This is a genomic window from Chitinophaga polysaccharea (assembly GCF_902150045.1).
Lineage (GTDB): Bacteria > Bacteroidota > Bacteroidia > Chitinophagales > Chitinophagaceae > Chitinophaga > Chitinophaga polysaccharea_A.
Window position 1 is genome coordinate 2,615,993 of record NZ_CABFVU010000001.1, and the last position, 25,165, is coordinate 2,641,157.

The window sequence follows — 25,165 nt, forward strand, 5'->3', positions numbered from 1 at the left end:
ATTGATATTTTTATTTACAGAATGAAATATTAATTGTTAAATTATACGATAATACGACAGGTCATCCTGTATGTAGCATCATAATTTAAAATGAAAAAAGGATGCAGTCGAGCCTGATACACATGGGACACCGGTTGAAACAGATCTTAAAGCAGAAAAAGATAAAGATTGTAGATTTCGCCACTATGGCCGGTTTTACAAATCAAATAGCTCATTACCACTTGCGGAAAAGCGACATGAAACGTGCTACCATGGAGCGCTTTTGTTCCCTTATCGGCATTACCCCGGAAGAGTTTATGAGGTGGAATGGCGCTATGCAGCTGACCATTGGAAAAAACATACACCACGGAGAACGCTTACAGCACATTATTGCAGAGAAAGGGCTAAACAAAAGTAAGCTGGCAAGCCGTTTGGAGATGAGTCGCCGCACAATGTACAATCTATTTGAAAAGGAAAGTTTCTCACCGGACGAACTGGAAAGAGTCGCGAAAGGACTGGATATGAGTGTGGAAAGTTTTCTTAATCCAGGTACCCTGCAGGAAGGCAGGAACACAGACAGCGAGGAAATGATGCTGTTACGGGAAAAGTATTATAAACAGCTGGAAGAGTATACACAGCTGCTGAAAAGCCATGCCGCCCTGAAAGATGAAGTACTGCAGTTAAAAAAGGAATTGGCTGCCTTCCGTAAACAAAAGGATTAAAATCACGGTTTTGTTATTATAATGATATTTGCTGATAGCTATCCTGATAATCATTTATAAAATGAGGTAGCAGGCCCTGTTTTGAGAATAAAAAAGTATTATATTTGTATATGCACCCCATTTCTCACCAAAACAGGAATTCTGTAAATGTCAGTTCCATATTATGTTCACGCGGGCGCCAGGTTGCGGCGTATTTTAAGGCAAAAACGAATTGTAATCCTTCACTATGCAAAGAAAACCGGACTAACCCCACAGGGATTGTATCGTTATTTTTCGCTGGCAGCTATCAAAAGAGAAAAGCTGGATATATTGCTGGGAGCCATCCCTATTACGCTGGAAGATTTCTGTAACTGGAATTCACTGGAAGGGAATTCCTGGCATCATGGAGAACTGTTGCAGCTCTATCTTGCGAAGCAGAAAATAAAAGATAAACAACTGGCGGCCCGGCTGCAGCTATCAATAAGTGAAGTGCATGAATGGCTCGACTCCGCGATATTCAGCGATACACAGCTACAGCAGCTACATCATCACCTGGGATTGTTGCCCGGCTACTTTATGGGGCCGCAGTCAATAAAGCAGGAAGTTAACTGGGCGGAGGCTTACCTGGATAAGTGTATGGAAGTACAGCAGTATATCCGTAAAGTGAACACCCTTGAAAAAAAGATCAATGTCCTGGAAGCCAGGTGAGCCCTGAGCTTAGTTTACAGCCAGGAGCTCCCCATTGCTTTTTGCAGGAGTTAACGCAAAGAAGGCGGCTACTTCTTCCCAGTTATTGACCCTTTTATAATCCGTAAGGGGCAAATTGTGCGGCGCTGTAAACAGAAGCGGCGTTCCTTTAAATGTACTCAGGTTTTTGTCGTGGTCGTCGATCATATAATCCGCTTCCACAATGGTTTTGGATCCGCAGAATACAATGTTTTTCCAGCTGATGAAAGGGAAATGCTCATTCAGCCATGCGTGTTTTTCCGCCAGTGATAAAGGAAATTCCATTGCTGCAGACACCACAAAAACTTCATGCTGGTCTGCCAGCGCCTTCACTACCTCCCTTGCCCCGGCCATTACCGGTATACCCCTGAAAAAGCCAGGAGTCCTTAATATTTTCATGGCCACGCCTTCAGGAAAAGCACTGCCCTCCGGTATGTTGTTTAAACGTTCCGGGTCTATTACTTCCCCGTACTCTTTAGCATATACATCCAGCAGATGCTGGGTGAGATCTGCCATTACATTGTCCATGTCGATTGCTATTCTTGCCATATTTTGCTGTTTTATGCAAAGTTATGCCATAATTCGCAAATTATTGCATAATCTTTCATAATATTGCATAAAATAGCATGACTTATGTTGAGAGAGGAACGGTTGGATTATATTCTTAAAAAGCTGCAAACAGATCATAAGGTACTGCAGGCAGAGCTTAGCAGCGACTTGCAGGTATCGGAGGATACCGTGCGAAGGGACCTGGAATCCCTTGCACAGAACGGGCAACTGATCAAAGTTCGGGGAGGAGCTATCCCGCATTCCCCGAATCCCTATTCTTTTAAGGAACGTATCGTATATCATGAAGATGATAAGAAGCATATTGCTACCAAAGCTTTGTCGTACCTGCACAACGGGCAAACAATTATTCTCGATGGGGGTACTTCTACCCTGATGCTGGCGAAATTGTTTCCTGCCAACCTGCATATCAGGGTTATTACCAACAGTGTACCCATCGTAGCGCAGCTGATTGAGCATCCGGTGATTGAAGTGATCTTTACCGGCGGGTTGATTGGTAAGGATTCCCAAACAGCCGGCGGTATGGATACCATCCGTATGCTGGAAAAAATGCGGGCAGACATATGCTTTCTGGGCATTTGCAGTTTGCATCCGGATGCAGGTGTAACCGGCCTGGATCTTGGTGAAGCAGACGTAAAAAGCGCAATGGTGGAATCTGCCAACAAAACCATTGCACTGGCAACCAGTGATAAAATGGGAACGGCAGAACCCTTTAAAGTATGCGATATAACAGGCCTGGATACAATTATTACAGACAACCCGGACCTGCCTTCCTTGAAACCTTATATTAACCTGGGTATACAGGTAATCTGATCAATTCAACTTTTATCTGACCGAAGATGTTACACGATCTATCGATGGTAATGATTAATAAAAGGGCTACCCGCATCGCGGTGAGTGCCTTGTTTTTTTTAACCGGATTATGTTTTTCCAGCTGGGCCTCGCGTATTCCGGATATACAGCTGGCATTAAAATTAAATGATGCCGGGCTCGGAAGCGTTTTGCTGGCTTTGCCGGTAGGGTCCATCATCTCCCTTCCGGTGGCGGGTATACTGGTATCTAAATATGGCAGCCGGCAGGTATTGCTTATCGCGGCGGTTGCCTATTCTGTTGTGTTGCCAATGCTCGGGCTGGCGCATACTTCCTGGGAGCTGAGTGTATGTCTTGTATTCTTTGGTTTTTGTGGTAACCTCGCCAATATAGCAGTGAATACGCAGGCAGTAGGAGTGGAAGCCATGTATGGCCGTTCCATTATGGCGTCGTTTCACGGATTGTGGAGCGTAGCCGGTTTTACGGGCGCGGCTTTTGGTACCTGGATGACAGGTTTGCATCTTGCCCCGGTGTATCACTTTTTAATTGTTACTGCAGTCTCCTGGATCCTTGTTGCGCTCACAATGAACCGGCTGGTGGTGCGGGTTACCAATGAAAACAACGCTCCTTCTCTGTTTGGAAAACCGGATGCGTTCCTGTTCACACTTGGAATTATTGCAATGTGCTCAATGATTTGCGAGGGTACTATGTTTGACTGGAGTGGGGTATACTTCCGCAGGGTAATACAGGTAAGGGAAGGATGGTCCGGCGCCGGCTATGCCGCGTTTATGAGCACAATGGCTTCCGGCCGTTTTGTAGCCGATTACCTGACTACACGGCTGGGCGTGAAAAAGATGCTGCTGATAAGCGGAGGCCTCACGGCCAGCGGCTTACTGGTGGCGGTTATTTTTCCTTACTTTATTCCGGCTATGCTGGGCTTTATGTTAGTGGGCGCAGGCGTGTCTGCCGTAGTGCCACTGGTATACAGTGCTGCCGGTAAGTCTACGAAATTACCTCCGGGAATGGCATTGGCTACGGTTTCCACCATTGGCTATTTCGGGTTCCTGTTTGGCCCGCCGCTGATAGGATTTGTGGCTCAAGCCACTAATCTTGGTGTAGCCTTTACTATGATCGCAGTTATGGGCGCAGCTATCGCAGTCATGTCTTCCAGAATAAAATTATAATCATCCTGCTGCTGCCCTGCTTTTGTGGGGCAGCGCACGGAAAGAAAGCTCTTCCTCCCTGTGATCGAGCATTAACCAGTATTCGCCGGTATCTTCTTCCTGCTCCGGTAGCTGCATGTTGGCAAGCGCTGTGAGCAATGGCCCGGGCGAATGATCAAATGGCACCAATCTTACCAGCGGATGCAGCCCTGTTTCTTCGTTGTTGTTTTCTATCAGTAATTTCCTCGGTAAAAATTTCAATTCATTGATGGCCAGTTCCATTACTACAATCTCCCGCAGATAAGGATTTACAAGTTCCCCGCTCAGCAGTTTCTGTAACAGGAACTCCCCGAAGATGCTGATCTCCCTTTTGAATTGAAGATCCGACCGGTTATCAATTGCCCAGAATTCTTCTATTACCGGCATCAGCTGTGCTCCTAATAAAAAGCAGGTATAGGGAAGCATCGTGTAAACAGGCGTGATCCGGTTAACCCGGTAAAGGGTACAGCTTACAGACATGCCCCGCTGATACACCACCGTTCGCAGTCGCAGGCGCTCGCGGTTGGTTAAATCGTATTGTAGCAATACCGCTTGCGGATCATTGCGTAGCTGCAAACATAATTGCGGGGAGGCAATCAGGTCTGTCAATGCTTTCTGAAAAGACAGAAGTGACATAGTATTCAGGTATGATAAAGGTTCCAGGCTGCTTTTGCCCTGTTCAGCTCGCGGGTAATACCGTCAAATTGCAGCAGGTGAAAATAAGATTCATGAAACTCGAAGGTGATACCGCATAAATTTGGTACTAACGGCAACGTATAATCGAGCAGGTTCCATACTTCCGGCGGGCAAGGCCCTGCGTGGGAGTCTGTGTACATGCCGGCCATTTCATTTCCTCCTGCAATATGTATTTCAATAACTTTATCCAGTTCCAGTTGCGCAATAAAAGCCTTCGCATCGAAGTGATGATTTACCGCATTCGTATATACGTTATGGATATCGAGCAGTAATCCGCAGGAAGTATCGTGCGACAGCTCATTCAGAAAGGTTGTTTCACTCAGCTCCTGTTCGGGAAGGTCAATGAAGTAAACATTGTTCTCTACCAGGAATGGTGTGCTGATAGAGCATTTGATGGCATTGATGCGTCCACCTATCATATCCAGCACTTCATAATCGTATGGTACAGGTACGGCCAGCCCGGCATTATGCTCTTCCTGTTGTTCGTTATGCACTTTTACAAAAGAGAGATGATCACTATGCCATTTAAAGCGGTAGCGCTCATGCCATTCCTTCATTTTATAGAGATAGGATTTATCGAAGATGCCTGCGCTACCCAGGGAGTAGGAGATATTGTGAGAGGTCAGGGGATATTGTGCTGCTATTTTATCCAGCACTTTCATCCACGATTCAATTTCCTCAAACCTGTGCGGTGCGAGGTTGCCGCGGTCCGTCCAGAACATATCAGGAATGATTTCCACATAGTCGCATATGCCTGGGCAGGCATCGAGGTATAACTCCAGCGAAGGGTTATAAAGCAGGCCTACACCCAGCTGTGGAATAGTTTGCTGATAAAGGCGGCCAGTCCTGGTAGTTGACAATCCTTGTGACATGGCGGGAAGTTTAAAATGAGGGTGCATCGGGTTTAAACGAAGTTGCTAAGAGCTACCCTGTACCATTGACACACCCCCATCCGGATTAATGTTGTTTGAAGGCAATGTCTTTAATCACAGCCATTTTATCCAGATCTACCTTGATCACTTGTTCAAGTTTTTCACGGATGTTAAAATGAACGCCGGATAGGCAGGCCTGGCAGCCGCGGGGATTGATCTGTTTGATCACCATGGATTGCAGTTTGGTAATTTCTTCCAGTTTGGTGCCTTTAGGAACGGCAACATCTACGCGACCATCGTCGCCATAATGAATTTCAGCTGTACGCATGACATTTGATTTTTGGGGTGTTAAATATAAAATAGAAGCAAGATTCCCTGCAGGGCAGGGCTGATGTAGAATTAGTGCCAGTCGTTTTGGGGTTGTAGCGCAGGTATGTTTTAACTGCGGATGATAAAGTTAGGAGATTAAGATGAGATCAGGATAAGTATTTATACGGAAAAATCCGGGACCGTTCTTTTGCTGTTAATTCAGGGAGCTTAATTTCTTTATCAATGCCAGTGTGTGCCTGAGCAGGTTCTCCATTGATACTTCTTCGTTGATGAGCCTGTTGATACGTAACTGAAGGTAAAAGCGTAAGGTGATGGCGTCTTCAACGGGGGTAATCTGCCTCCTTGTACCCGTCGTTCAGAAAACCATCATCCGATCCTCCATAAATGAAATTTTTATCTGAATAAGATAAAATTAACATATAAAACAATGGGTATTTATTCTCTCTCTCAAAAAAAAATCTTCTTCCAAACAAAATTTATTTCCATTTATAAAATTCAAATGCCGTAGCTTTGCACGATTTTTTTGTTCCCTCGAACGGCAGAAAAATCAATTTGGTTTTTCATTTTCAATAGATTACACAAATGCCAAAAGACTCATCTATCAAATCTGTACTCATTATCGGTTCTGGACCCATTATTATTGGTCAGGCTTGCGAATTTGACTATTCCGGTTCCCAGGCAGCACGTTCGCTGCGGGAAGAAGGAATTAAAGTGATTTTGATTAATTCCAACCCGGCTACCATCATGACGGATCCAATGATGGCTGATAAGGTTTATTTGCTGCCACTGACCGTGGAAAGCATTGAGCAGATCCTGGAAGAAAACCAGATAGATGCCGTTTTACCTACTATGGGCGGCCAAACTGCGCTGAACCTTTGTAAAGAAGTAGACGAACTGGGAATATGGGAAAAAAATAACGTTCGTCTGATCGGGGTTGACATCAAAGCCATTGATAAAGCGGAAGACCGTGAACAGTTCCGCCAGTGGATGATCCAGCTGGGTATACCGGTAGCGCCGGCCAGAACAGCCAACTCCTTCCTGGAAGGGAAAGAATTTGCCCAGGAAATCGGCTTCCCCCTGGTGATCCGTCCATCATTCACGCTGGGTGGTACAGGTGGAGGTTTCGTACATAGCAGGGAAGACCTGGACGAAGCGCTGGACCGTGGCTTGAAAGCATCTCCTATCCATGAGGTACTGGTAGAAAAAGCCGTACTCGGATGGAAAGAGTTTGAACTGGAATTATTACGTGACAAGAATGATAACGTGGTTATCATTTGTACCGTGGAAAACCTGGACCCTATGGGGATCCACACTGGTGATTCCATTACCGTGGCGCCAGCAATGACCCTGAGCGACACTGCATTCCAGGACATGCGCAACAAGGCCATGAAAATGATGCGCGACCTTGGCAACTTTGCCGGTGGCTGTAACGTGCAGTTCTCTCTCAATCCTGAAAACGAAGAGCTGATCGCTATTGAAATTAATCCGCGTGTAAGCCGTTCTTCTGCACTGGCTTCCAAAGCAACCGGTTACCCGATTGCAAAAATAGCCGCTAAACTGGCCATTGGTTATACACTGGATGAACTGGAAAACCAGATCACCAGAACTACTTCTGCTTTCTTCGAACCGGCACTGGATTATGTGATTGTAAAAATGCCACGCTGGAACTTCGATAAATTTAAAGGTGCCGATGATACTTTAGGTTTGCAGATGAAATCAGTAGGAGAGGTAATGTCTATCGGGCGTACTTTCCCTGAAGCGCTGCAGAAGGCCTGCCAGAGTCTCGAGAACGATGCAATAGGACTCGGTTACTATGGTAAGTCGCTTATGAAGAGTGAACAACTGGTAGAGAAACTGAAGCGCCCTACCTGGGACCGTATTTTCCGTATCAAGGATGCCCTGATGGCCGGTGTATCCGTAAAGCATATTCACCAGCTCACTTATATTGACCGCTGGTTCCTGAACCAGATCCAGGATATCGTGAATATGGAAAAACAGTTGGCGGAACTCGAACTGCAATCTGTTTCCGAAGATATGCTCAGGGACGCCAAGAAACTCGGGTTCTCTGATGCACAGCTGGCTGTGTTGTTCGGTGATTGTGATGAAGACGAAGTATACGCAAAACGTAAGCAACTGGGCATTACCCGTACTTTCAAAATGGTAGATACCTGCAGTGCAGAGTTTGAAGCTAAAACGCCTTACTTCTATTCGACCTTCGATACTGTCAACGAAAGTATTCCAACAGACAGGAAGAAGATCATTGTACTCGGTTCTGGTCCTAACAGGATCGGCCAGGGTATTGAGTTTGATTACTGCTGTACCCATGGTTTGCAGGCCATCCAGGATTGCGGATATGAAGCGATTATGGTGAACTGTAACCCTGAAACAGTATCCACCGATTTTGACATGGCGGATAAACTGTACTTTGAGCCGGTGTTCTGGGAGAATCTCTGGGAAATTATTGAACTGGAAAAACCGGAAGGTGTGATTGTGCAGCTGGGCGGACAAACCGCATTGAAACTGGCCAAACGCCTGGAAGCAAATGGAGTGAAGATCATCGGGACTTCCTTTGATAATATGGATATTGCGGAAGACCGTGGCCGTTTCTCCGACATGCTGAAAGAACTGGGTATTCCTTATCCTAAATATGGTACTGCTTATAATACAGATGACGCTATTGATGTAGCGAAAGAAGTAGGTTACCCGGTGCTGGTACGCCCTTCTTATGTATTGGGTGGACAGCGTATGAGGATTGTTATTAATGAAGAAGAACTGGAAGAATCTGTACTGAGCCTGCTCAGGCATCTGCCAGGAAACAAAATATTGATCGATCACTTCCTGGATCGTTGCCAGGAGGCAGAAATAGACGGTATTTTTGACGGTACTGATTTCCATGTGATGGGAGTGATGGAGCATATTGAACCGGCAGGTATCCACAGTGGCGACAGCCATGCTTTGCTACCGGCCTTTAATTTGTCGCCGATTGAAGTGACCACCATGGAGTACTACGCGGAGAAAATAGCCAGGGCCCTGAATATCCGTGGCCTGATCAACATTCAGTTTGCGATCAAGGATGGCAATGTGTTTGTGATTGAAGCTAACCCGCGTGCATCACGTACCACGCCGTTTATCGCCAAAGCTTATCAGGTGCCTTATCTGAATATTGCTACCAAAGTGATGATTGGCGCCAATAAGCTGAAGGACTTCACTATTGAAAAGAAACTGACCGGTTTTGCAATCAAGGAGCCGGTATTTTCTTTCAACAAATTCCCGGGTGTAAACAAGGAGCTTGGACCTGAAATGAAATCTACGGGAGAAGCGATCCGCTTTATCAAAGATCTGCGTGATCCGTACTTCAGGCAGCTGTTCAAGGAAAAGAGCATGTATCTGAGCAAATAAACTCCCTTCAAGGACTAAATAATAAAAGCCCTTCCGGTACCGGAAGGGCTTTTATTTATCCATTTAGCTGAAAAAAAACAGAGCCTGATAAAAATCAGGCTCCTTCTTTTCCCTCAAAATAACCATTAAAGACACGACTATTGAATCTTGATACAATTCATATAGCGTGACCGGTAATGCAGTTTACAAATAATATTATATTTAAAAGAGATGTTAACTAATCAATAACAGATGATAAAGTTAATAATATATTAAAATTTGATTATTAATATATTGGATAAATATTAATATTTGCTGGTTAATGAAGATTTATTTACTGAAGGTGAAAGTTTTCAAGTTATCATATATAAATATTAGCGGCTCCAACAGCCACCTTTAACATTTACAAAACACTTTTGCCAGGTGCAAATGCGAGGTTTGTTATACCTGATAAAAGTTAACCCTACATGGAATTTGAATCAACATTGTTTGTTGTGATGTGCTGGAAGCGTGCACCCTTTCTGCGTATCATTGTACCCTTAGTGGCTGGCATAATACTTCAGCTGTATGTACCGCTGTATCCTACTTTATATTTTGCATTGGCAGGCAGTTGCATTGCCGCCGTGTTGGCATTTCGTTATTTGCCGCTACAGTGGCGATTCACCGCTGCCTGGTTACCGGGAACATTTATTTTTATATTGATCTGCTGTTGTGGAGGCCTCCTGATGCATAAAGCTGATCTCCGCCACAGTAAAGGATTTTACGGTTATTCCAGTACTAATGATACACCGTTATATTTATTGCGTATCAATGAGCCCCCACAGGAAACCCTCCGTTCGTTTAAAACCATTGCGCAGGTAATGGCAGTACAGAGGTTGAGTGAATGGATGCCAGTAAAAGGGTATTTGCTGCTTTATACGGGAAAAGATAACGGTTCGCAGGTCCTTCGTTATGGTGATGAGCTGATAGTCCGTAAAAGGCCTGAATCTGTTAAGTTCAATGGTAATCCCGGTGCGTTTGATTATCAGCAATTCCTGGTAACGCAACAGGTTTATCAGCAGTTGTACCTCCGTCCGCATGACTTTTACCGGCTACCACATAACCGTGGGCAGCCTGTTCAACAGTTATTACTACAGGCAAGGGAGTATTGTTTATCTAATCTGAAAAAATATATCGGCAACGGACCTGAAGCAGGTATGGCGGAAGCACTGCTGATCGGTTATCGCCAGGATCTTGACCGGGAAGTGGTACGGAGCTACAGCAATACAGGAATCGTGCATGTGATTGCCATATCAGGAATGCACCTTGCCCTGTTATATGGTACGCTGTTGTGGTTATTGCAATGGTTGCCCGTACATCGCTGGATCAATATCACAAGAGCAGTGATCGTTCTGTTGGTGCTGTGGGGATTTGCATTGCTTACAGGAGCATCGGCCTCGGTGCTCCGCTCTGCCGTGATGTTTACAGGCATTACCATAGGGCGTTTCATATTGTATCGACATAGTAGTATTTATAATACGCTGGCTGCTTCAGCTACCATGTTATTATGCTTTAACCCTTACCTGGTAGCGGATGCAGGATTTCAATTGTCGTACCTGGCGGTACTCGGGATCCTGCTTTTTTATCAGCCGGTTTATCAGTTACTTCAATGTAAATACAGGTGGGCCGATTGGCTTTGGCAAATGACAGCCGTATCGCTGGCTGCCCAGATCACCACCACCCCGGTGAGTTTATTTTATTTTCACCAGTTCCCTAATTACTTTCTGCCAGCTAATCTGTTGGCCGTTCCCTTATCTACCCTGATTATTTATGGAGAAGTGATCCTCCTGTTTATTGCCCCTTTCGGAGGGGCGGCAGTTTGGCTGGGCAAGACGCTGAAGTACCTCATTTTTTTGATGAACAGTTGCGTTGGTTGGATCGGAGAGTTGCCAGGTGCGCTGATCAGGAACATTCACTGCTCTCTGGCTCAAACCCTGTTGCTCTATCTGTTAATCGCGGGGCTGGCATTGTGGCTGCTGGTAAAGTTCAGACCTGGTTTGTGGACGGGACTTTTTTGTACCTGGGCATTCCTCATTGTTCGTGTACACCGGATTATGATTTGCAGACAACAATGCAGCCTGATTGTTTATAACGTGCCCGCCTATACGGCCATTGATTGTGTAAAAGGTAATAACGTACAATTTGCCGGCAATGACAGTGTATGGCAATTGCCAGTGGCACAGCAACTTCTGAATGCACGATCTGATCTGCGCGTTCAAACAGGTAGTATAGCCACTTTTCAGCGATATGGACGTTTTCTGAGTTTTCAGGGTAAGAAACTACTGATCATAGACAGTATGCTACCCGGACGGCTACCACCTGAAAAATTCCGGACTAACTATATTTTGTTAACATGTAACCCGCCTGTTAGTATCCAACGGTTGAGTGATTTTTATACTTTTGATACCCTAATTCTGGCTGCTTCCAACAGTTCATGGAGGATCAGGAAATGGAAAAGTGAATGTGAGATGATGCGAATAAGGTATTACTCCATTGGAGAGCAGGGCGCATTTGTTTTAAAGTTGCGATGAACAGTTTGATGGCAATTGATTTACGCTTCCCGTTTTGGCTTAGGGAGGAAGTAAAAAGATACGAGGTCAAAATACAGATTTTTATAACTTAATGAGTTATTTCACAACTATTTATAACGGGTACAGCCTCGGTTTAAATCGCTTCTCTACATTTCGAAGCCCGGAAAATGGAAAAATGAATGTTACGTGTTAACTTTGCGCTTCTTTTCGGTTCCGGACCAGGGAGCCTATGTTATTAATTTCTAATGTTTTCCATTCATGCAAAAGCAAATTAAATCAGCGCTGATCTCCGTTTTCTATAAAGATAACCTGGAGAACATTGTTAAAAAATTAGGTGAACAGGGTGTTACCATTTATTCCACCGGCGGTACGCAAAAATTTATTGAAGACCTTGGTGTGAAATGCGTAGCTGTTGAAGACCTGACCGCTTATCCTTCTATTTTGGGCGGACGCGTTAAAACCCTGCATCCAAAAATATTTGGTGGTATTCTGGCTCGTCGCGATAACCCTCAGGACCTGGAACAACTTAAGGAATACCAGATCCCGGAAATAGACCTGGTGATCGTTGACCTGTACCCGTTTGAGGAAACCGTAAAGAGTACTACAGTTGAGCAAACCATTATCGAAAAAATTGATATAGGCGGGATTTCCCTGATCCGTGCCGCCGGCAAAAACTATAAAGATGTAGTAATTGTTGCTTCCAAAGATCAGTATGCAGATCTCGAAAAGGTATTGACCGATAACAATGGCGCTACTACCATCGAAGAACGCAGGAGCTTTGCAGCCAAAGCATTTGAAGTTTGCGCCCACTATGATGTGGCAATTTCCCAGTATTTCCTGAATAATGAGCCGGGAGCAAATTTCCAGCTTTCTGTTCCGGAAGGGCAGGTGAACCGTTATGGAGAAAACCCGCATCAACGTGGTGTTTTCTATGGCAATCTTGATGAGATTTTTAACAAACTGCACGGGAAGGAATTATCTTTCAACAACCTGGTGGATGTAGATGCTGCCTGCCAGCTTATCCAGGAATTTGAAGCTACTACCTTTGCCGTTATTAAACATACCAACGTTTGTGGTATCGCATCAAGGGCCACTCTGAAAGAAGCCTGGGATGCAGCCCTGGCTGGCGATAAGGAAAGCGCTTTTGGCGGCGTGCTGGTAACCAACAAGGTGATCGATAAAACTACCGCTGAATCTATCAGTGAGATCTTCTTTGAGATCCTGATCGCACCGGGCTTTGATGCAGATGCGCTTACCGTACTGCAGGCTAAAAAGAATCGTATTCTCCTGGAACAGAAACAACCGGTGAAAAGCAAATACATGTTCAAAAATGTATTGAACGGCGTATTACTGCAGGATAGCGATAACGGCAATTACAAAGAATGGAATGATGTAGGCGCCCGCCCTGCTACACCAGCTGAAAAATCTGACCTGGAATTTGCCAATATTGTTTGCAAACACCTGAAATCAAATGCTATTGCCCTGGTGAAGGATCAACAGCTGATCGGTAAAGGCTGCGGCCAAACTTCCCGTATCGATGCGTTGCGTCATGCAATTGAAAAAGCAGGACAGTTCAGCTTCGACCTGAAAGGCGCAGCCATGGCTTCTGATGCATTCTTCCCGTTCAACGACTGTGTGAGCATTGCACATGAACATGGCATTACAGCCGTAATTCAACCTGGCGGCTCTGTGAGAGACAACGACTCTGTTGAGTTCTGTAAACAACATGATATGGTAATGGTGATGACTGGTATGCGTCATTTCAGGCACTAATAACAATTATTGGAATTTATAAGAGAAAGCACCGGAATTCCCGGTGCTTTCTTATTTTCATCTTATAATATTCAAAAAAATAATAGTATTGCTGGCTTGTAAATCAGTATAATTTTAAAGCTAAGGCCAGAGAACAGCCGCCATAAATGTCTTTTATCAAACAAAATATCATGCAGGATGCAGATGATGCCTGGTTGATCGATGAGTTTAAAGCCACCGGGAAACTGGACTTTCTCGCAGCCCTTTATCAGCGTTATATGAACCTGGTATATGGGGTATGCCTGAGATATTTTGATGAAGAAGCCAGTAAAGACGCTGTAATGCTGATCTTTGAGGAGTTAATTGTAAAGCTGAAGCAACATGAAGTCCAGAATTTTAAAAGCTGGCTGCATGTACTTACCCGGAATCATTGCTTAATGAAACTGCGGGCTATGAAAAATAAGGAGTCCCGGCAGGTATCTATTGATGACCACCTCATTGTGGAAAACCAGGAAAACGGGCATCATGACAACGGAATGTCCCTGGAAGATAACCTGCAGAGCATGGAAAAATGCCTGGAAACCTTACCAGAAGAGCAAAAGCGCAGTGTAGATCTGTTCTACCTGAAAGAAAAAAGCTACCGGGAAGTAAGTGTTATTACCGGATATGAAATGAATAAGGTGAAAAGCTATATCCAGAACGGAAAGCGTAACCTGAAAATATGTATGGAACAGCAGCATGACTGATAAGCGGCCACATATAAAACCGGAGGAGCTCGCCGGGCTCATCCGCCAATACCTGGCAGGGGAGCTGGACGATAAGGCCATGCATGCCCTGGAACGCCAGGCGCTGGATGACCCGTTCCTGGCAGACGCCCTGGAAGGATATGCCCTGCATACGCCGGAACAGGCCGCTCACCAGGAAGAGCTTGCTTTCAGGCTGTCAGAAAGGATCGCTTCCAGAGGCCGCATCCGTCCTATGATTTACAGGGCTGCCGCTGCCGCCGCTATTTTGCTCCTCATGTTTTCTGCGGGCTGGTTCCTCTGGAATCAACAGCAGACAGCACCTATTGCCGGCGTAAATACCCCTGAGTCATCCCGGCAGGCTTCACCGGTATTCTCCGAACATGGGGATACTGCTCCAGCCACGGCAAATGCAGATCATCTTGCTAAAAAAAGTACTCCCGCTACACCAGCCGCTCCTGAAACAGCTAAAAAGCAGCAGGAAAGCCAGGAACAGGCAACAGAAGCAACAGACAGAATAATACCTTATGTCCAAAACGAAAAGGTTAATGAAACAATTCCGTCCACCAATAAAAAGGTACCTGATTTATCCGGTATTCCTGCTGTAACGCCGGGTGTACAGGCCGAACGCCGGGAAGACCAGCGGAGTTTTGTGCCTTCTGAGCCCGGTAAAAAAGATACCCAGATAAGGATCCGTGGGCAAAACAGCCTGGCATTGGGAAAACCCGACAGTCAGAGAAGTGCGCTGAATGAAGTAGTGGTGATAGGTTATGGCGTACAAAAGAAACAAAATGTCACAGGTTCGGTAAGCGTACTCCAGCAGAATAGTATTACTGATAGTGCGCAGGTAGTGGTAGCGGGTAGAGTAGCGGGGTTGGAAGTATCATCAGACGCAGATAACATGGCCTACCGGGCGCCCGCTCCGGTAACGGGGGAAACTGCCTTTGAAAATTACCTGAAAACCAAAACGGTTAACCCTGAGAATAAGTATTCCGGTACAGTACGTGTATCCTTTATCGTTATGCCGGATGGCAGCTTGCAGGATTTCAAAATTATCCGTCACCTGAATGAGGCATGTGATGCTGAAGCTATCCGTGTGATCAAAGAAGGTCCTGCGTGGATACCCGCATCAGACGGAAAGCCGGCCAAAGTAAAAGTCAGGGTAAAGTTTACAATAAAAAAAGATAAGTAGCTATCTCCGCTCTTTCCACAGCTGGTTAAAGGATTTGGCTGCAAATACGGGTAATTCACGGTTATCTCCCCAGCTTTTGGCAAAGAATCTCCGCAGCAGGAAATTTTTCATTTTCCCACTCGCCATATTCATCATTTTCCGGCTGCCACAGCCCTGCTTCCACATAAACCAGGCAAATTTTTCTCCACCGGAAGTATAGTTTTCCTCTACGGCCTTCTGGCGGTTGTGGAGTAACAGTTCATGCAGGTTAATGCGAACCGGGCACACTTCGGTACAATTGCCACAAAGCGATGATGCAAAGCTCAGGTGCATGTATGAATCCATCCCTTTCAGGTGTGGGGTGATCACGGAGCCAATAGGGCCGCTGTAAGTGGCGGCATAGGAGTGCCCGCCAATATTTTTATAAACAGGACAGGCATTGAGGCAGGAGCCGCAGCGGATGCAGTAAAGACTCTCGCGGGCAGTGGTATCCTGCAGGATATTCGTGCGGCCATTGTCCATCAGGATCACGTACATTTCTTCCGGGCCGTCTGTTTCTCCTTCCTGGCGCGGACCACTGAAAATACTGTTATAAGCGGTAACCTGCTGCCCCGTACCATAGGTAGCCAGTAATGGCCAGAACAAACCCAGGTCTGTAATAGAGGGTAATACTTTTTCAATACCCACTAATACAATATGTGTTTTAGGAAATGCAGTGGTTAAACGGGCGTTGCCTTCATTTTCCGTAATGGCTATAGAACCGGTATCTGCTATGATGAAGTTAGCGCCGGTGATGCCTATTTCTGCCTGGAGATATTTGTGGCGCAGCTTTTCGCGTGCTACCAGGGTTAACTGTTCAGGAGTGAGACCTGGATCAGTACCCAGTTTTTCCGCAAATAAACGGGCCACATCTTCCTTACTTTTGTGCATGGCAGGTGTAACAATATGGTAGGGAGGCTCTCCGTCAAGTTGTTGTATATATTCGCCGAGATCAGTTTCCACGCATTCGATGCCATTGCTTTCCATAAAGGCATTCAGGTGTACTTCTTCGGTAGCCATCGACTTACTCTTCACAATGCTTTTGCACTGCTTTGCCTGGCAAATGGCCAGTATTTCCTGTTGCACCTGTTCGGCGGTTTCAGCCCATATCACCTTACCTCCGCGACGGGTAAAGTTCTGCTCAAATTCTTCCAGGTGATTGTCCAGGTGCTCAATAGCTCTCCACTTGATGTTCTTGGCTCTCTCCCTTGCTCCCGGCAAATCCGTAAACTGTTGTTTACCGGCTTTTACAGCTGTATTGTATTTACCTATATTGAAGTTGATCGTCTGCCGGTGGCCGAGATCTGACGCTTTCTTTTCACTTTCTTCCAGAAAAGTAGATGCTATCTGATGCATAAGCAAGCAATATTCCTAATTAATAAAGATAGTTAAATCTGAAAATGATTTACCGGTGTTCTTTTCTTGCGATGTTATCCAGCACTTCATAAAATTCCGTGCCGTATTTTCTGATCAAAGCATCTTTAAGGAAGCGATACACTGGCACCTGCAGGGTTTTACCGTTTTTACAGGCTGGTTTGCAAACGTCCCAGCGGTCATAGTTCACCGCTTCAAATGTTTCGTACTTCTTAATACGGATAGGGTAGAGATGACAGGAAATGGGTTTTTTGAAATCAACCGCGCCATCGTTGTATGCTTTTTCAATACCACAACCTACTATGCCCTGATCATTTATGGTAGCATATGCACAGATGCCTTTATTCACAATCGGGGTCACATATCCATATTCATCATCAATGGTGTTGGTACCGGTGTGCTCAATTTCCCTGATACCGTCTTCCCGGAGGTAGGATTTGATTTTCGGATAAATTTTCTTCAGGGTTTTAACTTCTGTTTTATCCAAAGGAGCGCCACAGTCGCCCGCTACACAGCAAGCACCTTTGCAGGCCGACAGATTGCACACGAATTGCTCTTCAATTACTTCGTCACTTATGTATTTATCGTCAATGATGATCATCGGGAATGGTCTTTTGCCTGAAATGGTATACAGACAATCTTATTAAGACCACAAAGTTACAGTATTCGGGGCTTATCTCCAGCGCAGGGTTTCCACCATATGCCACATATCCTGTTCCAGGAATTTGTATACGGGTGCGAGCGAGTCTGCATTCGGAGTAATATCAAAATAAAGGGCTCCCCGGAGGAAATGTTTTACCGAATCTGTAGCGAAGAACTGTTTGGAGGAAGCGGCGTTGCCACCTACTTCGTAAAAGGTGCCACTTACATTATTTGCAGTATGGATCCGGTTTTCATCGATATATTCCGCCTTATAGGTGTGCTTGTAGGTCATTTTAAAGGCATCGTCTACCAGCTTCTGAAAGCTGTTGTTGCCCGGGCCGATGATCTTGTAGCTCATATAGATTTTTCCGTTCAGGGAAGGAAAGTCGACATTGATCCAGTAGGGATTTTCCGGTGCTGCACCAAAAAAGGAGGTGTCCTTAACGATATTCGCGTATACAGGATACTCAAATGTGTAGGGATATCCGGCCATGTCAAAGGTGCGGTATTTCCTTTCCGGGAATTTTACCTGGAAATAGCCCCGTGGTTTTGGTGTAGGTACGTTGTCACAGGCGGCAAATATACACATCAGCCCGATGATCAGGGCGAGGGCCTTTCCATTAATCGCTGGCATCTTACGGTTATTTAGCAGGCAGTAATACTTATTCAGCGGCATCCGGCCTGATGGTTACCTGTACTTTCTGGATCCTCATTTTATTGACTTCCAGTACAGTGAAATCGAAGTTATTGTAGTTAATAACGCTGTTTTCTTCAGGAAATTTTCCGGCCAGTTCCAGTATAAGGCCACCGAGGGAGTCACTTTCGCCCTTTACAGTTTCAAATGTTTCAGGAGAGATGTTCATTATGCGGCAAACATCGTTCAGCATGGTTTTGCCTTCAAATACGTAAGTGAAATTATCTACCTTATTGTAGTTAAATTCTTCTTCATCAAATTCGTCTTTGATATCGCCGATCACTTCTTCCATGATATCTTCCAGTGTTACAATGCCGGAAGTACCACCAAATTCATCTACTACCACGGCAAAGTGCATCCGCCTGCTCTGGAATTCAGACAGCAGGTCTTCAATCAGCTTATGACCATGTACAAAGAAGGGCTGGCGCATTACTTCGTGCCAGTCGAAAGTACTGCCTTTATCAAGGTGGGGCAGGAGATCCTTGGTATGAATAACTCCCACAATATTGTCCAGGTTATCCTTATAAACGGGCAAACGGGAATAATGCAGGTCTGCCACGCTTTTAACAATATCGCCAAAGGAGCTGTCGTATTCCACGCCATTTACGTCTAAACGGCCGCGCATAATCTGCTTTACAGTGATATTACCGAATTTCAGGATCCCTTTCAGGATATTTTTCTCTTCCTGTGAAGCGGTAGCATCTACGCTCATTTCGATGGCCTGGTCAATTTCCTGGTAGTTCACCGGACCAGTGCCCCGGTGAAAGAACCGGTCTTCGATGCTGGCGCTGAGGCCAACAAAAAAATCGCTGATCGGTTCCATGGTGGCGTGAATACCACTCACAAACCAGGCAAAATAGGTGGCAAAACGGATATTGTTTTGCGCAGCCCATACCCTGGGGAGGATCTGGCCGAAAAACAGCAAGATGAGGCAGATAGCGGAAATCCTTACCAGGAGGGAAACTACCGGTAAGGTTTGCAGGTCTTCCATCTGGGTAACCAGATAATTGGTGATCATGATAAACGCGATCATGAGCAGCACTCCTGCTATCTGAAGGGAAGCGAGCAGTGATTTAGGCTTTTCCAGCAACCTGGTGATCAGTTTGCCGGAGGCATTTTGCCGTGTTTTGAGCACATTCAGATCCTTGTGATTAAGGGAAAAGAAGGCTACCTCTGCACCTGCAACAATGAAGGTGAGCAGAAGGAGGATAAAAATAACAAGCAGAAATACCACCACGTTAGGGGCGCCAATTGGTGCGCTGGCTTGTAAAAAATAGGATACGTAGCTTGCCGAAAGGATGCCCAAGATGTTCAACTTTGATGTAATTAATCAAAAATAGCGGGAAAGTAATTCTTAGAATTGCTTTCCCTGCACGCAAATATAAGTAATGTCCCTAAAAGGGATTACGTAGGTCTGAAACTTAATATTTTTTTGCAACTAAAAAGGCAGATCGTCTGCGGGTTCATTCAGTGAAGGGGGTATCTCCAGTCCCGGAAAGTTTTCTCCACCGCCTGAACCTGTACTGCTATGGTGAGGTATGGGGTGATCTTGGTTGTTGAGGTCCATGCGTTTATCCAGCATAACCAGGTTATCTCCTACAACTTCAGTGGCAAATTTTTTATTGCCTTCTTTGTCTTCCCAGCTGCGGGTGCGCAGGCGGCCTTCAATGTAAACCAGACTGCCTTTGTGCAGGTATTTCTGCGCCAGTTCGGCCAGTCCCCGCCATAGCACCACTGTATGCCATTCTGTTTGTGAAATGAGCTTGCCGGCTCTGTCTTTGAATGTTTCAGTGGTAGCCAGTGAAAATTTGGCTACTGCAATATTACCTTCCAGAAACTGTACATCCGGATCTCTGCCCAAATTGCCTATCAGGATTACTTTATTAACACCTCTCATAGTTGTAGGTTTTTTTAGTCTATTGTTAAAAAGTTCTTCTTTTAATAAATAAACAACCTTCTTAAAGTTAATATTTTTTTCCAATCGATAGGGAAAAATTTCTTACTGGCAGCAGGTTAAGCCGGGTTTTGTTATCAGACGCTATTGCGGAAGTGGCTTAGCACTTAATGTATATTTTTATTCTTTATGCGTGTTCCTTAAAATAATTGAAGATGATTACTTTCCAGGAAAGTTGTAATCGTCTTTGGGAAGGCATAATTATTCAGGCTGTTCCTGGGTACCATCATATACCCGGGGATCACCGGCGCCTTTTTTACGGTGATGCTGATGAACTGGCTGTGAATGGTTTGATGGGTTAGCTGTTGTTTAAAGGAAGCAGATATCCTTTCTATCTCAAAAGCAGTTTTTCCCAGGATAGGGGCGAGGGCGCCGGACGACTGCAGCGATGTGATATCTGCCGGGCCTGCCGTTTCAATGAGAACGAACTCATGAAGATTCTGCCAGATGTCGCTATCCGTTCTTTTACGGATATAGATGTCATCTTTGTACTGCACGAGGAGATAATTGAAATATCTTTTTTTAATAACCAGTTTTTTTGTTTTTACCGGGAGATGTGGAATGGTTTGTTCATGCAGGGCTACGCATTTTTTGCGGAGCACACATTCCCCGCAAAGTGGTTGCTGGGGCTTGCATATAACAGCGCCAAAGTCCATAATGCTTTGGTTGTATTCCGCCGAGCGCCCCAGTGGCAGCAGTTCCTGCGCCAGTGTATCAAATTGCTTCCTGCCGGCGGTACTGTCGATCGGGATTTCTATCCCGAAATAGCGGGAGAGCACCCGGAAAACGTTGCCATCCAGTACTGCGTAGGGAAGATTGAAGGCAAAGGAAGCGATCGCAGCGGCCGTGTAGGGGCCTATCCCTTTGAGCGCTTTGATCTGTTCATACTGGTCCGGGAACTTGCCTTGATAGGTATCTGTGATCTCGCGTGCGGCTGCCAGCATATTTTTACAGCGGGCATAATATCCTAATCCCTGCCATAAACGGAACACTTCTTCATCCGGTGCAGCTGCCAGTTTTTTTACAGTAGGATAATGCTGAATGAACCGTTCATAGTACGGCCAGCCTTGCTCCACGCGGGTTTGCTGGAGAATGATTTCCGATAACCAGATACGGTATGGATCTTTTTCACCTTTCCAGGGCATGTTGCGGGTATTTATTTCCCGGTTCCATTCCAGTAATTTTTCCGTAAAAAATTGTCGGGGTGATATCATTTATATATTATTTTAATAAAATTATTTAGTATATTGATATGGCAAATGCTGTACACAACCCTATAAGGTACAACGGATACTCATTTCCGGGCCTGCAAATAAATATAATTTATCGCCAATACCAGTTATAAGAAAAAATGATAAAATTTATTTGCTTAAAATTCAGCAATTAGAATTTTTAAATTAACTTTGAGAGTAAAGTAATCTCTCGCTTTCATATGAGAAAAGCTGATTTAATTAACAACATTGCTGAAAAAACCGGCATCCCCAAAGTTGATGTGCTAGTCACACTTGAGGCTATGTTTAAAGAGGTGAAAGAAGCTCTTGCTAACGGAGAACATATTTATATCCGTGGGTTTGGAAGTTTTATCACAAAAAAACGGGCCGCAAAAATTGGACGTAACATCAAGAAGAACGTAGCTGTGGAGATCCCCGAGCACTTTATTCCGGCATTTAAACCTTCGAAAGAATTTGTTGCTGAAGTAAAGAAGCTCAAAAGTTCTTAATTTTGCAGCCTAATAATTTAGGCGATGCAAAAATCACAAGTTCTTCTGGTGGGTGCTGCAGTAGCACTATTGGTGATATTATTCGCCTTTGGCCGTACTGTGCCCCGGTCGGAAAAGAAGCCTATGTCATCTGCCGCCCCTATGCAGGGTGGACAGGATGTAGCACCTATTGCCTTCTCCGAACTGCTGGAAACAGCTAAGGGGAAAATTCCTGCTGATAAACTCTTACAGGTAAATACTATTGAAACAAATGTTGTCCGCGGGGATGTGAAAACCCAACAGATAGCCGCGTACCATCAGTTGTATAACACCTGGGACAGCCTCAACCAGCTGCCCGTAGCAGCTTATTATCTCGGAGAAGCCGCTAAGTTGGAAAATTCCGAAAAAAGCCTCACCTTTGCAGCCAATTTATTTTTAGCCCACTTGCAGCATGCGGAAGATCCCCGTGTAGCAAAATGGGAAGCCCAACAGGCAATTACTTTGTTTGACCAGGCTATACAATTGAACCCGGCAAACGATACGCTGAAAATATCACAGGCCATGGTGTACATGAACACCGGGGAACCTATGACCGGCGTGGCTAAGCTGAGAGAAGTCGTTGCAGCACACCCTGATAATATTGACGCACAGGTTACTTTGGCTAACCTTGCTATTACATCAGGTCAGTACGATAAAGCTATCGAAAGACTGGAAGGCGTTGCGAAGAACCACCCGGATAACGCAAAAGTGTTATTTGTACTGGCAGAATCGTACCGGAGCAAGGGAGATAAGAAAAAAGCGATTGAACTGTTTGAAAAAAGCAAACAACTCATGACCGACCCGGAACTGAAGAAGGAAGTAGATAGTTACATTAAAAGTATTCAATAATATTATTTTTCAATCATTTAAAAAAGTATCAGCGTATGCCTTGCGGTAAGAAAAGAAAAAGACATAAAATTGCCACTCACAAGCGTAAAAAAAGACTGAGAAAGAACCGGCATAAAAGTAAGAAGAAATAATTACTCCAGTTTCCCGCCATTTATACTAACAAGGTATGCTCCCGGCGCGGTGGTCGGATAAAAATTTTCATATATCCTGCATGATTCTAGCATTTACTTCTTAAATTGCTATAGTCATGCAGGTTGTTTCCATAGATCCCGCAATTGAATTCTCCGGACATTACCTGCAGTGATCGCTGAACCCTTAAGCAATCCATTCATCACGAACGTGAAGAAATACGCTAACTTTATAGGTGAGCTATTGTTTTGGTATGCAGTAAGCTGTTCTTAAATAGCCGTGTGCATAGCATAAAGGTGAAGTTTTAAAGGTTAAAATTTTGGACGCTTGAATAAGGAACTTATTATAAATGCGGCTCCCACAGGGGTGGAAATTGCGTTACTGGAAGATAAGAAGCTAGTGGAGTTACATCACGAAAGTGGCAATCCTAACTTCTCAGTGGGCGATTTGTACCTGGGTAAGGTAAAAAAGCTGATACCCGGCTTAAATGCTGCATTTGTTGACGTAGGCTTTGAAAAAGATGCCTTTTTACATTACACGGATCTCAGCCCCTATATCCGCTCCATTCTTAAATTTACTTCAATGGCCATCAGCGATAAAACGCCCGATGGTTTTGACTTTACCAAATTTAAAAATGAACCGGAAATAGTTAAGACCGGTAAAATTACGGATGTACTGGGAGGTAAACCCAATATCCTCGTACAAATTCTGAAAGAGCCCATTTCTTCTAAAGGCCCACGCCTTAGCTGCGAAATTTCTTTACCCGGAAGATTTATAGTGTTAACACCCTTTAATGATATTGTTGCGGTTTCTAAAAAAATCCACTCCTCCGAAGAAAGAAAAAGATTGCAGAAAATAGTGGAAGCCATCAAAACGCCCAATTTTGGCGTTATTGTACGCACCGCCGCTGAAGGAAAGAAAACTGCAGAATTACACGAAGATCTGACCACCCTCGTTCAAACCTGGAAAAATATCCAGGCAAATCTCAACGGAGGCGTAGCCCCCCAAAAGATCCTGAGTGAACAAACCAAAACGGCCAGCATCCTCCGTGATCTGCTCAATGAAAGCTTTAACCGCATCGTTATAAACGATAAAAATATCTATACAGACACCAAAACGTATATCCAGAAGATAGCACCGGAAAAGTCTGATATCGTTAACTATTATAACAACGGTTCCCCCATCTTCGATAACTTCGGCATTACCCGGCAGGTGAAAGCCTCCTTTGGTAAAACCGTGAACCTCGACAGCGGGGTTTACCTTATCATTGAAGCTACAGAAGCCCTGCACGTGGTGGATGTAAACAGCGGATATAAAAGCTCCAGCAACAACCAGGAACAGAATGCCCTCGCATCCAACCTCGAAGCAGCTGCAGAAATTGCCCGGCAGTTAAGATTACGTGATCTGGGTGGTATCATTATCATTGACTTCATTGATATGAAACTGCCGGAAAACAAGAAGGCTATCTTTGAAGCCATGGAGAAATTCATGGCCCAGGACAGAGCTAAACACACCATCCTGCCTATCTCGAAATTCGGGCTTATGCAAATTACCCGCCAACGGGTAAAACCGGAGATCACCATCTCCGTAGCAGAAGATTGCCCTACCTGCAGGGGAACAGGCAAAATCGGCGCATCCATGCTCATTCTCGAAGACATCGAGAAAAACCTGCAATACCTGCTGAATCATCAACACAAAGGTCTTACTATCCGCATTCATCCCATATTACATGCTTACCTTACCAAAGGTTTCCTGGCATCCAAACAATGGAAATGGTATTTCCAATATAAAAAATGGATCAAACTCAAAGCAGACTCCAATTACCATCTTACTGAATATCGCTTCTTTGACGCAAACGACGAAGAGATTAAATTATAAAAGAAAAGGCCCTGGCTTAACCAGGGCCTTTTCTTTTAATATCTGTAATCATCCCTCGCCGGACTGAAACTGTCGATGATCTTACAATCCTCCAATGCCCGGCCGCCATGCGGCGTATCCGGTGGAATTACCAGTGTATCATGCTGCTTCAGCGTATACTTATGGCCATCCAGGCTCATTTCAAAAACCCCTTCAGCTATATAAGTGATCTGCTCGTGCGGATGCTGATGTACCGGCGATTCAAATCCCGCTTTTATTTCCCAGAATGCCAGCGTACTCTTATTGCCATGTACAAACCGGCCGTAATGCCCGGCAATCGTATTTTTTACAGGAATGGTATCCAAAGGAGCAGGTTTGTTCATCTTTATATC

At 44.9% G+C, this 25,165-nt stretch carries 23 protein-coding genes; 12 read left to right on the forward strand and 11 right to left on the reverse strand.

Going from position 1 to position 25,165, the window contains the following annotated elements; genetic code table 11:
* Positions 1-101 precede the first annotated feature (101 nt).
* The gene (locus tag FN124_RS10695; RefSeq protein WP_142684712.1) at positions 102-701 is read left to right on the forward strand and encodes a helix-turn-helix domain-containing protein; all 600 of its coding nucleotides are present in this window, start codon (positions 102-104) and stop codon (positions 699-701) included.
* Between the two features lie 147 nt (positions 702-848).
* Positions 849-1,388 carry a helix-turn-helix transcriptional regulator gene (locus FN124_RS10700; protein WP_142684713.1) on the forward strand — a complete coding sequence of 180 codons (540 nt, stop codon included), beginning with the start codon at positions 849-851 and terminating at the stop codon, positions 1,386-1,388.
* A gap of 9 nt (positions 1,389-1,397) precedes the next feature.
* Here FN124_RS10700 and FN124_RS10705 read toward each other — a convergent pair whose 3' ends face one another.
* Complete coding sequence (locus FN124_RS10705) at positions 1,398-1,955, reverse strand: 5' nucleotidase, NT5C type (protein WP_185937157.1); 558 nt, start codon at positions 1,953-1,955, stop codon at positions 1,398-1,400.
* Positions 1,956-2,039: 84 nt separating this feature from the next.
* Between FN124_RS10705 and FN124_RS10710 the strand changes: the two genes are divergently transcribed.
* Positions 2,040-2,786 carry a DeoR/GlpR family DNA-binding transcription regulator gene (locus tag FN124_RS10710; protein ID WP_142684715.1) on the forward strand — a complete coding sequence of 249 codons (747 nt, stop codon included), beginning with the start codon at positions 2,040-2,042 and terminating at the stop codon, positions 2,784-2,786.
* 26 nt (positions 2,787-2,812) lie between these two features.
* On the forward strand, positions 2,813-3,967 hold the full coding sequence (locus tag FN124_RS10715; protein ID WP_142684716.1) for an MFS transporter: 1,155 nt from the start codon (positions 2,813-2,815) through the stop codon (positions 3,965-3,967).
* On the opposite strand, the gene FN124_RS10720 is transcribed toward FN124_RS10715, so the two are convergent.
* The 3 genes from FN124_RS10720 to FN124_RS10730 all read right to left on the reverse strand — a co-directional run bounded on the left by FN124_RS10720 (position 3,968) and on the right by FN124_RS10730 (position 5,881).
* Complete coding sequence (locus FN124_RS10720; protein WP_142684717.1) at positions 3,968-4,621, reverse strand: hypothetical protein; 654 nt, start codon at positions 4,619-4,621, stop codon at positions 3,968-3,970.
* A 5-nt stretch (positions 4,622-4,626) separates the two neighbouring features.
* Positions 4,627-5,553 carry an MbnB/TglH/ChrH family RiPP precursor modification enzyme gene (locus FN124_RS10725; RefSeq protein ID WP_185937158.1) on the reverse strand — a complete coding sequence of 309 codons (927 nt, stop codon included), beginning with the start codon at positions 5,551-5,553 and terminating at the stop codon, positions 4,627-4,629.
* Between the two features lie 85 nt (positions 5,554-5,638).
* Positions 5,639-5,881 (reverse strand): hypothetical protein, encoded by a 243-nt coding sequence (locus FN124_RS10730; protein ID WP_142684719.1) that lies wholly within the window; start codon positions 5,879-5,881, stop codon positions 5,639-5,641.
* 584 nt (positions 5,882-6,465) lie between these two features.
* On the opposite strand from FN124_RS10730, the gene carB reads away from it, so the two are divergent.
* The 5 genes from carB to FN124_RS10755 all read left to right on the forward strand — a co-directional run bounded on the left by carB (position 6,466) and on the right by FN124_RS10755 (position 15,518).
* Positions 6,466-9,282: a carbamoyl-phosphate synthase large subunit gene (gene carB / locus FN124_RS10735; RefSeq protein ID WP_142684720.1), complete on the forward strand. Its 2,817-nt coding sequence runs from the start codon at positions 6,466-6,468 to the stop codon at positions 9,280-9,282.
* 446 nt (positions 9,283-9,728) lie between these two features.
* Positions 9,729-11,831 (forward strand): ComEC/Rec2 family competence protein, encoded by a 2,103-nt coding sequence (locus FN124_RS10740; protein WP_142684721.1) that lies wholly within the window; start codon positions 9,729-9,731, stop codon positions 11,829-11,831.
* A gap of 258 nt (positions 11,832-12,089) precedes the next feature.
* Positions 12,090-13,604: a bifunctional phosphoribosylaminoimidazolecarboxamide formyltransferase/IMP cyclohydrolase gene (gene purH / locus FN124_RS10745; RefSeq protein WP_142684722.1), complete on the forward strand. Its 1,515-nt coding sequence runs from the start codon at positions 12,090-12,092 to the stop codon at positions 13,602-13,604.
* Between the two features lie 170 nt (positions 13,605-13,774).
* Entirely contained in the window at positions 13,775-14,329 is a 555-nt protein-coding gene (locus FN124_RS10750) for an RNA polymerase sigma factor (RefSeq protein ID WP_260607394.1), read from the forward strand.
* Complete coding sequence (locus tag FN124_RS10755) at positions 14,322-15,518, forward strand: energy transducer TonB (protein ID WP_142684724.1); 1,197 nt, start codon at positions 14,322-14,324, stop codon at positions 15,516-15,518. The genes FN124_RS10750 and FN124_RS10755 overlap by 8 nt, the downstream gene beginning before the upstream one ends.
* Here the strand turns inward: FN124_RS10755 and FN124_RS10760 are convergent, their stop codons facing one another.
* From FN124_RS10760 to mutY, 6 genes are all read right to left on the reverse strand, one after another.
* Entirely contained in the window at positions 15,519-16,892 is a 1,374-nt protein-coding gene (locus tag FN124_RS10760; RefSeq protein WP_142684725.1) for a LutB/LldF family L-lactate oxidation iron-sulfur protein, read from the reverse strand. It lies immediately after the preceding gene.
* A gap of 49 nt (positions 16,893-16,941) precedes the next feature.
* Positions 16,942-17,511, reverse strand: coding sequence for a DUF3109 family protein (locus FN124_RS10765; protein WP_142684726.1), 570 nt, complete (start codon positions 17,509-17,511; stop codon positions 16,942-16,944).
* 72 nt (positions 17,512-17,583) lie between these two features.
* Positions 17,584-18,186, reverse strand: a complete 603-nt coding sequence (gene gldD, locus FN124_RS10770; protein ID WP_142684727.1) for a gliding motility lipoprotein GldD — start codon at positions 18,184-18,186, stop codon at positions 17,584-17,586.
* Between the two features lie 28 nt (positions 18,187-18,214).
* Positions 18,215-19,552: a gliding motility-associated protein GldE gene (gldE, locus tag FN124_RS10775; RefSeq protein ID WP_260607395.1), complete on the reverse strand. Its 1,338-nt coding sequence runs from the start codon at positions 19,550-19,552 to the stop codon at positions 18,215-18,217.
* A gap of 132 nt (positions 19,553-19,684) precedes the next feature.
* A complete protein-coding gene (locus FN124_RS10780) occupies positions 19,685-20,143 on the reverse strand; it encodes a single-stranded DNA-binding protein (RefSeq protein WP_142684729.1) in 459 nt (152 codons plus the stop codon).
* A gap of 197 nt (positions 20,144-20,340) precedes the next feature.
* On the reverse strand, positions 20,341-21,414 hold the full coding sequence (mutY, locus tag FN124_RS10785) for an A/G-specific adenine glycosylase (protein WP_142684730.1): 1,074 nt from the start codon (positions 21,412-21,414) through the stop codon (positions 20,341-20,343).
* 203 nt (positions 21,415-21,617) lie between these two features.
* On the opposite strand from mutY, the gene FN124_RS10790 reads away from it, so the two are divergent.
* From FN124_RS10790 to FN124_RS10800, 3 genes are all read left to right on the forward strand, one after another.
* The gene (locus FN124_RS10790) at positions 21,618-21,920 is read left to right on the forward strand and encodes an HU family DNA-binding protein (RefSeq protein ID WP_260607449.1); all 303 of its coding nucleotides are present in this window, start codon (positions 21,618-21,620) and stop codon (positions 21,918-21,920) included.
* Positions 21,921-21,944: 24 nt separating this feature from the next.
* Positions 21,945-22,787, forward strand: coding sequence for a tetratricopeptide repeat protein (locus FN124_RS10795; RefSeq protein WP_142684731.1), 843 nt, complete (start codon positions 21,945-21,947; stop codon positions 22,785-22,787).
* A 456-nt stretch (positions 22,788-23,243) separates the two neighbouring features.
* Positions 23,244-24,794, forward strand: a complete 1,551-nt coding sequence (locus tag FN124_RS10800; RefSeq protein WP_142684732.1) for an Rne/Rng family ribonuclease — start codon at positions 23,244-23,246, stop codon at positions 24,792-24,794.
* A gap of 35 nt (positions 24,795-24,829) precedes the next feature.
* Here the strand turns inward: FN124_RS10800 and FN124_RS10805 are convergent, their stop codons facing one another.
* Positions 24,830-25,156 carry a cupin domain-containing protein gene (locus FN124_RS10805; RefSeq protein WP_142684733.1) on the reverse strand — a complete coding sequence of 109 codons (327 nt, stop codon included), beginning with the start codon at positions 25,154-25,156 and terminating at the stop codon, positions 24,830-24,832.
* Between the last annotated feature and the right edge of the window lie 9 nt (positions 25,157-25,165).